Consider the following 7,580-nt stretch of genomic DNA (forward strand, 5'->3'; position numbering starts at 1 on the left):
ACACAGGAAGAACTGGAACAGGGTCTGGCGATCCTGAAAAATACACTGGAAACGATCGAATAACAGAAAGGTTGGTTGTATATGAAACATTTCCTGAAACTGCTGGACGTAACAACAGAAGAAATCTATGAACTGCTGGATCTGGCTGCAGTAATGAAACAGTACGTAAAAGAAGGCAAAGAACATCATTTCCTGAAAGGCAAAACACTGGGTATGATCTTCGAAAAATCCTCCACTCGTACCAGAATCTCCTTTGAAACAGGGATGTTCCAGCTGGGCGGTCACGCACTGTTCATCAGCGCAAAAGACTCCCAGATCGGCCGCGGCGAACCTACACAGGATACTGCCCGCGTCATGAGCCGTATGCTGGATGGTATCATGATCCGTACTTTCGAACAGTCTGAAGTGGAAATGCTGGCGGAATGCGGTTCTATCCCCGTTATCAACGGTCTGACAGACTTCTGTCACCCCTGTCAGGTTATGGCTGACCTCTTGACCATCCGTGAACATAAAGGCACACTGGAAGGCCTGACCATGTGTTACATCGGCGACGGCAACAACATGGCAAACTCCCTGATCGTTGGTGGTCTGAAAGTGGGCATGAACGTACAGATCGCCTGCCCCGACGGCTATCACCCCGATCCCATGGTTATGACATTTGCTGCTCAGTATCCCGATAAATTTACACTGACAGACAATCCCATGGAAGCTGCCAAAGGCGCAGACGTTGTGATCACAGACTGCTGGACAAGCATGGGTCAGGAAGAAGAAAAGAAAGCAAGAGAAGCTGCTTTCGCAGGCTATCAGGTAAACAAGGAACTGATGAGCGTTGCCAAAGAAGATGCAATGGTGCTGCACTGCCTGCCCGCTTACCGTGAACAGGAAATTACAAACGAAGTATTCGAAGAACATGCTGATGAAATCTTCGATGAAGCAGAAAACAGACTGCACGCACAGAAAGCCGTACTGGTAAAACTGATGGGCTAAAAAAAAGATTGCCGCATATCTTTAAGATATGCGGCTTTTTGTTATCTCAAAAAAAGCCAGACACACCGCTTTTTAAAAAAAAGAATATTTTTCCAAAAAGGTATTGACAATTCCCTACTAAACGGATATAATTTAGACAAGATATTAAATAAGAATGATTATCGATTAGGGAACAAATAAAGAGAGAGTATTTTTCAGAGGAGGAAAACATTATGCAGAAATTTGACATCAAAGGTACAAAAACAGAAAAAAACCTGCAGGAAGCATTCGCAGGTGAATCCATGGCAAGAAATAAATACACATACTACGCTTCCAAAGCGAAAAAAGAAGGCTACGAACAGATCGCAGCTCTGTTCCTGGAAACAGCGAACAACGAAAAAGAACATGCTAAAATCTGGTTCAAACTGCTGCATGACAGCGATATCCCCGGCACAGCTGAAAACCTGCTGGACGCTGCTCAGGGTGAAAACTACGAATGGACAGACATGTATGACAGAATGGCAAAAGAAGCTAGAGAAGAAGGCTTCGACCGCATCGCATACCTGTTTGAAGCAGTAGGCAAGATCGAAAAAGAACACGAAGAAAGATATCGCAAACTGCTGGCTAACGTAGAAGGCGGTCTGGTATTCTCCAGAGACGGCGACATGATCTGGCAGTGCGCAAACTGTGGTCACATCCACGTAGGCAAACAGGCTCCCGGTATGTGCCCTGTATGCGAACACCCTCAGGCTTACTTCCAGCTGCTGGCTCAGAACTACTAATATCAAAAAATACCTAAGCTTATTCAAAATAACTCATATTATCCCCAAAAATAAAAAGAGTCCGAAAGGACTCTTTTTTGTTGAGAGGACGCACGAGCCTAGCTCGGAGCACCGACCGCTTTGCACAAAAAGGAGCCGTAAGGCTCTTTTTTATTGCTGCATGAGAATGATATTTTCTTCCGTCATTTCCACGGCCTTCTTCCGCATCTCCTCCCACAAGGGACGGATCTTTTCGTTATTCAGGGTGCCGCAGGTGGAAGTCATCACCTGAATCACATGGGTATCCGTTTCTCCGAGGGTAAATACGCCCAGCTGTTCCTCCAGAGGTTCTTCCACTCCTTTTTCCCATGCCTCCAGCCAGAAGGCCGTATCTCCCCCATCCTTAAAATCAAACCAGAGGGCTCCGCTTTCCGCAATATGCACATCACAATATGTCATCGTTCCCTCCGGCAGAAGGATCGTTGCACCTGCTTCCGCCCAGACGTATTCGTCCTTTGGAATATCCATAGGCTCTGGCTGTCCCTGTCCCACAGGCTGGCAGCCCGTTAGACAAAACAACGATAACAATAAACAAAGCAGTTTCTTCATCACGGCACCTCCTTTTTTCTATGGACGAAAACAGCCCAAAAAAGTTGCATCAGAAAAGCACCCTTTCGGGTGCTTTTCCTTAAGAGAGTATATCAAAGAAGGCGGAGAAAACGATTTTAGCAATCGAACTGAAAAATCTGCTTGCAGAATTTTTCGGTTACGGTTGGTAAAAATCACTTGCGGAGCAAGTGGATGAGTAGGATTGTGCTTTGCACAATCCTACGAATCATCGTTTTCTACCCAACTTGAACCCTATTTTATATGAACTAATTTTAGAAAATTTCTTTAAAGCATTTTTTCCCTTTCACAGCGTCGATCATTTCTGCCATGCGGGACAGGTCGCCCACCAGTACAGCGCCGCTGATGATGTTGTTTCTGAACCAGATTTTTTCCAGAGTCTGTTTCTTTTCATCTTTGATTTCCACTGTTTTGTAGGAAACTTCGGGTTTTGTGCCGATATCGCCGATGGAGAACAGGCTTGTGCCCATACCATGGAAGCTCATACCGTTTACATCAGGTTCGTAAACCAGTGCTTCGCCTGCTGCATTTGCGCCTGCGATGCGGCCCATTTCAGAAGCCACGGGCCAGATAGTGATGTTTGCACCATCGTACTGTGCGCAGTCGCCTGCTGCATAGATATCTTTTACAGAAGATTCCATATTTGCATCTACGATGACTGCTCTGTCTGTTGCCAGACCTGCCGCCTGCGCGATGGCAATATTTGCTCTGACGCCTGTGGATACCAGAACCAGATCTGCTGCAATGGTTTCGCCGTCAGCTACAACGCCTTCCACGTGGTCTGTGCCGCTGATCTCGTCGATCTTCACGCCAACGCGGATCTCAATACCTTTCTGTTTTGCTACGTCTGTCAGGATACGTACGGTTTCGGGGTCTACTTTACCCGCCATCAGAACGGGTGCGCCTTCCAGAACCGTTACGTTCAGTTTCGCTTTTCTGAGTTCCCAAGCCGCTTCCAGACCCAGAACGCCGCCGCCGATCACGACTGCATTTTTCGCGCCCTTCACCAGTTCTTTCACCTTTTCCACATCCTTGATGGCACGAACAGATACCACTTCGGGCAGGTCTTTGCCTTTGAAAGGAGGGATGAAGCTGTAGGAGCCCAGCGCGTATACGCATTTATCATAGGAGAATACAGAGCCGTCTGTCAGGATGACTTCTTTTTTCTCTGCATCCAGTTTTTCTACTTTGCTGTTCAGTCTCAGGTCTACGTTGTTTTCTTTGTACCATTCCGCTTTTTCGCTGGCAATAGCACCATTTGCAACCGCACCGAACATTGCCTTTGTCAGCATAGGTCTGTCATAAGGCAGTTCATTTTCTTCAGACAGCATCACGATAGAAGCTTTACTGTTTCTCAAACGAATGGACTTCGCCGCATTCAATGCCGCTGTACCGCCGCCCAGGATCACGAATTTTTCTTCGGAATCTTTGCGGAAGCCTGTATCGGGATCCGCTACGGGAACGAAATTGTCGGGGCCTACGCCGCAAACGGGACATACTTCTGCATCAGAAGGAATGATTTCGCCGCAAACCAGACATTTCACCAGACCAGCTCTTGCGGAAGGTTTCTTTTCTTCGCCCTGCAGCAGCTTCACGCCAAACTGATAGCCAAATTCGAATGCTTCTGCCAGATCTTTTTCGGAGGGTTTCAGGCGTACTTTGAAGCCGTCTACCACACGGAGGTTGATCTGTTTCAGTCTTTCGATGATATGAGGAACACCTTCACCACTCCAGCCGTAGCTGCCGAATGCGGAAGCCAGTTTGCCGCCATGGATGGGTGCATACATACCTGTGGTCAGATCCCAGATGGGTTTCAGTGCTTCCTGCAGAATGGTGGGAGTACCAAAGAGGATACCATCGGCTGCGCCGATTTCGCCTGCCACCACGCCTGCGTCTGCAGTTACCAGATCGTAGGATTTTACGTCGATATCGCCTGCTTCTTTGATCCCTTTTGTGATTTCTTCTGCCAGCTGTTCTGTGTAGCCGTAAGCACTTACATAAGGGATCACGACAGTTGTTTTTTCGTTTGTGGGCATTTCGCACCATGCATCATAGATCGCCATCAGTTCAGGAATGTGGCTATCCAGTACAGGGCCATGACCGGGACAGATCAGGTCGATATCCAGTTCACGTACGCGTTTCAGTGCGTCGACCATAAAGGGCTGTTTGAAGGGGCCCAGAATGTTGTCGAAATAATATTTTGTAGCACGCAGGTAACCTTCATAATCTGTTACTGTGCTGCGCAGGATGCCTTCGTGGGCATAATGAGAACCGAAGGAGTCACATGTTACCAGTGTTTTATCCTCTTCCACATAAGTATACATGGTGTCAGGCCAGTGCAGATTGGGTACTACCAGGAATTTCAGTGTCTTGTTACCAATCTTCATTTCGTCGCCGTCTTTAACGGGAATGCTGTAGAAATCCTGATTTACGATCTCCTTCAGGAAAGAGATGGCTGTTGCAGTTGCAATGATCTTTACCTTGGGATTTTCCTGAACCAGACGAACGATGGAGCCGGCGTGGTCAGGTTCTGTGTGGCTGACTACGATATAGTCAATGGTATCGATGTCCAGCTGTTCTGTCAGAGCCAGTCTGTAGTCATCATAGAATTTTTCCTTCGCTGTTTCGAAAAGGATGGTCTGATCTCCTGCCTTCAGAATGTAGGAGTTATAGGTTGTACCAAATTCTGTGTACATAATGATATCGAATACTTTCAGGTCTTTATCCAGAATACCTGCCCAGTACAGGTCGTTTTTCAGCTGCAATGTTCTCATAATTTACACCTCTCAGATTAAAATAGTAGGATTTTTGTCAAAAAAGAAAGGGAAATGCTTGACCGTTCACATTTTCCTTATTTATGAAAATAGAGGAGAGTGTTTCCACCCTCCTCCTTAAAATTCTTCGCTATTACATTTCTTTTTTCCACAGACCGTGCAGGTTGCAGTATTCATAAGCTGCGATCAGTTCTTCGCCTTCAGCCAGTGCGAAAACAGCTTCGGGAGCACCTGTGTGATCCAGATATTTGAACTGGCCACCTTTGTTTGTGTACAGATAGATCCATGCGATATGATGTTCTTCGATCATGGGGTGAGTTACTTCACCAACAACAACTTTTACTTCTTTGCCGTTCACTTCAACTACAGGAACATGTTTTTCACCAGCACCGTCGGATGTGTTGGGAACCAGTTCGTCCATTTTCTGGCCGCAGCAGAATACGGGAACGCCTTTATCTTCGATCTTTGTGATGATGTTGCCACAGTGTGCGCATTTGTAAAATTTAGGTTCCTTCATGATTTGTTCCTCCTTTTAAATATATACTCTCTCTTTTATGGTTTTTCTTAATTGATAATTATTCTCTTTTGATATCTTGTATAAATTATATCTCTTTTGTATGCTTTTGTCAACGGGGTTCTTTTAAATTTTATCCCGTTTTTCTCTTTTCTATTCTATTTTTGTTTCTTCTCTCTTGTTTTTCTGTGATTTTATGATATCATGGGTTTAAGAGTAATTGTTGTTGCAAATGCAACAGAAAGGAGCAAATTATGGAAAATATTTCGAAAAACGCGTTGTTTCAGAATGTTTCCGCCGAAAGCATCGAAAAAATGATCCCCTGCTTTGATATGAAAAAGCGTTCTTTCTCCGAAAAAGACATCATATCTACCACAGACGGAAAAAAAGAATATGTCTGTCTGCTGCTGGAAGGGGCGGTTTCTGTCAGCCGTATCTCCATCGACGGTTCTCTGGATCTTCTGGAGTATCTGGAAGATACCGGCGTTTTCGGGGATGCTTTTGCCTTTTCCAATCAGGAGGATGAATTTATCACCGTCTGCGAAAAGGACTGCTCCGTTCTGTTTATCGAAAAAAGCCAGATCACCAAGCGCTGCTCCAATGCCTGCCAGCACCATACACAGGTAGTGGAAAACATGCTGCAGCTGATGGCGGGCAAGGTCGTTCACCTGACAGAAAAAGTGGACATCCTCAGCCACCGTTCCATCCGCGGGAAGCTGATGAGCTATTTCCGCATCCAGTCCACCAAACAGAACAGCCTGACCTTTGAACTGCCGTTTTCTCTGCTGAAGCTGGCCAATTATCTTTGCATCGACCGCAGCGCCATGATGCGGGAACTGAAAAAAATGAAGGAAGAAGAGATGATCGAACTGGACGGCCGAATGGTAACGCTGCTTTAAAAAGGGGGCATTTTTATGAAGAAAAAATATCTGGCGCTGTTTTTATCCGCTGCTCTTCTGGTATCTGCTTTTCCTGCTACAGCCTTGGCGGCTCATCAGGTAAGGGGCGGCAAAGACGTCATGTGGGTCTTTGACGGAGATACCATTACTGCGAAGGGGTTTCCTGCGGAATATAACGGCGATACGGTATATATGTCTTATTCGGAATATGATGAAAACTGGAGTGGCATCCCCTATACCGGCCACGAATTAAAAACAAAAGTAAAAAATGGCAAGGCATCCTTCCGTCTGGACGGCACAGAAAAGGACGGATTATATAAAATGCAGGCCTCTTTTGAATCCAACGGGGAATTTCTGGATGGATTCCTGAAAAATGCAGGCTATTTCCGCATTGAAAACGGCGAAACCGCACCCGCCCTCGCCCGCTTTGAAGCCAAAAATCTGGAGGATTTTACGAAGCTCCGCGGCGACAGTGAAGCAATGGCGTTTGCACTGACGCCGTATTATGCAGACGATCCTGCGTCCCAAAAGATCATCGATGCCAAAGCCGCAGAAATCACCAAAGGACTCACAGACCCCTATGACAAGGCAAAAGCTATTTTTGATTGGGTCACATACAACGTGGCCTATGCCTACGAAGGCAACTACGATTCTGACCCTGTTTGGGTATTGAATAACAAGACCTCTATCTGCTCGGGGTATACCAATCTGACCAATGCGCTGCTGCGTTCCGTTGGTATCCCTGCTCTGTTTACGACCGGTGCTGCAGGACATAGTCCGAACAGCATGTATAACCACAGCTGGACGACGGCATTTATCGACCAGCGTCCCGTCATGATCGACAGCACATGGGGCTCCTGGAATACCTTTGAAAACGGGAAATTCAACTGGAAAGATTATAACAGCCCTTCCTGGTTTGATACCAGCCTGCATAAATTCAGCGAGACCCATAATATCTGGGAATTTTCCGGCACGACCAGCTATTATTATAAAGCAGAAATGCTGCCCAAACCCCAGAAAGTATCTGCATCCAGCGCGA

7 protein-coding genes are annotated in these 7,580 nt (G+C 46.3%); 4 read left to right on the forward strand and 3 right to left on the reverse strand.

Annotation, left to right across the window (positions count from 1 at the left end):
* Nucleotides 1-81: 81 nt before the first annotated feature.
* Both argF and rbr read left to right on the forward strand, forming a co-directional pair.
* Nucleotides 82-987, forward strand: coding sequence for an ornithine carbamoyltransferase (argF, locus tag ACJMLT_RS00410; RefSeq protein WP_405724920.1), 906 nt, complete (start codon nucleotides 82-84; stop codon nucleotides 985-987).
* Nucleotides 988-1,199: 212 nt separating this feature from the next.
* Complete coding sequence (gene rbr / locus ACJMLT_RS00415; RefSeq protein WP_405724923.1) at nucleotides 1,200-1,748, forward strand: rubrerythrin; 549 nt, start codon at nucleotides 1,200-1,202, stop codon at nucleotides 1,746-1,748.
* 150 nt (nucleotides 1,749-1,898) lie between these two features.
* Here rbr and ACJMLT_RS00420 read toward each other — a convergent pair whose 3' ends face one another.
* The 3 genes from ACJMLT_RS00420 to ACJMLT_RS00430 form a co-directional block, all read right to left on the reverse strand.
* Nucleotides 1,899-2,336: a hypothetical protein gene (locus ACJMLT_RS00420; protein ID WP_405724926.1), complete on the reverse strand. Its 438-nt coding sequence runs from the start codon at nucleotides 2,334-2,336 to the stop codon at nucleotides 1,899-1,901.
* Nucleotides 2,337-2,608: 272 nt separating this feature from the next.
* Nucleotides 2,609-5,128, reverse strand: a complete 2,520-nt coding sequence (locus tag ACJMLT_RS00425; RefSeq protein ID WP_405724929.1) for an FAD-dependent oxidoreductase — start codon at nucleotides 5,126-5,128, stop codon at nucleotides 2,609-2,611.
* A 133-nt stretch (nucleotides 5,129-5,261) separates the two neighbouring features.
* On the reverse strand, nucleotides 5,262-5,645 hold the full coding sequence (locus tag ACJMLT_RS00430) for a desulfoferrodoxin family protein (RefSeq protein ID WP_405724932.1): 384 nt from the start codon (nucleotides 5,643-5,645) through the stop codon (nucleotides 5,262-5,264).
* A 251-nt stretch (nucleotides 5,646-5,896) separates the two neighbouring features.
* On the opposite strand from ACJMLT_RS00430, the gene ACJMLT_RS00435 reads away from it, so the two are divergent.
* Together ACJMLT_RS00435 and ACJMLT_RS00440 are read left to right on the forward strand one after the other, a co-directional pair.
* Nucleotides 5,897-6,541, forward strand: a complete 645-nt coding sequence (locus ACJMLT_RS00435) for a Crp/Fnr family transcriptional regulator (protein WP_405724935.1) — start codon at nucleotides 5,897-5,899, stop codon at nucleotides 6,539-6,541.
* A gap of 15 nt (nucleotides 6,542-6,556) precedes the next feature.
* A partial coding sequence (locus ACJMLT_RS00440; protein ID WP_405724938.1) for a transglutaminase domain-containing protein occupies nucleotides 6,557-7,580 on the forward strand: 1,024 nt, incomplete at its 3' end.

The sequence above is a fragment of the Anaerotignum sp. genome, assembly GCF_045122575.1.
Classification (GTDB): Bacteria; Bacillota; Clostridia; order Lachnospirales; family Anaerotignaceae; genus Anaerotignum_A.

Excerpts from the sequence above, each read along its gene's own strand:
- ACJMLT_RS00420 (WP_405724926.1), bottom strand. The coding sequence starts at position 2,336 with ATGAAGAAACTGCTTTGTTTATTGTTATCGTTGTTTTGTCTAACGGGC.
- ACJMLT_RS00430 (WP_405724932.1), bottom strand. The coding sequence starts at position 5,645 with ATGAAGGAACCTAAATTTTACAAATGCGCACACTGTGGCAACATCATC.
- ACJMLT_RS00435 (WP_405724935.1), top strand. The coding sequence starts at position 5,897 with ATGGAAAATATTTCGAAAAACGCGTTGTTTCAGAATGTTTCCGCCGAA.
- argF (WP_405724920.1), top strand. The coding sequence starts at position 82 with ATGAAACATTTCCTGAAACTGCTGGACGTAACAACAGAAGAAATCTAT.
- rbr (WP_405724923.1), top strand. The coding sequence starts at position 1,200 with ATGCAGAAATTTGACATCAAAGGTACAAAAACAGAAAAAAACCTGCAG.
- ACJMLT_RS00425 (WP_405724929.1), bottom strand. The coding sequence starts at position 5,128 with ATGAGAACATTGCAGCTGAAAAACGACCTGTACTGGGCAGGTATTCTG.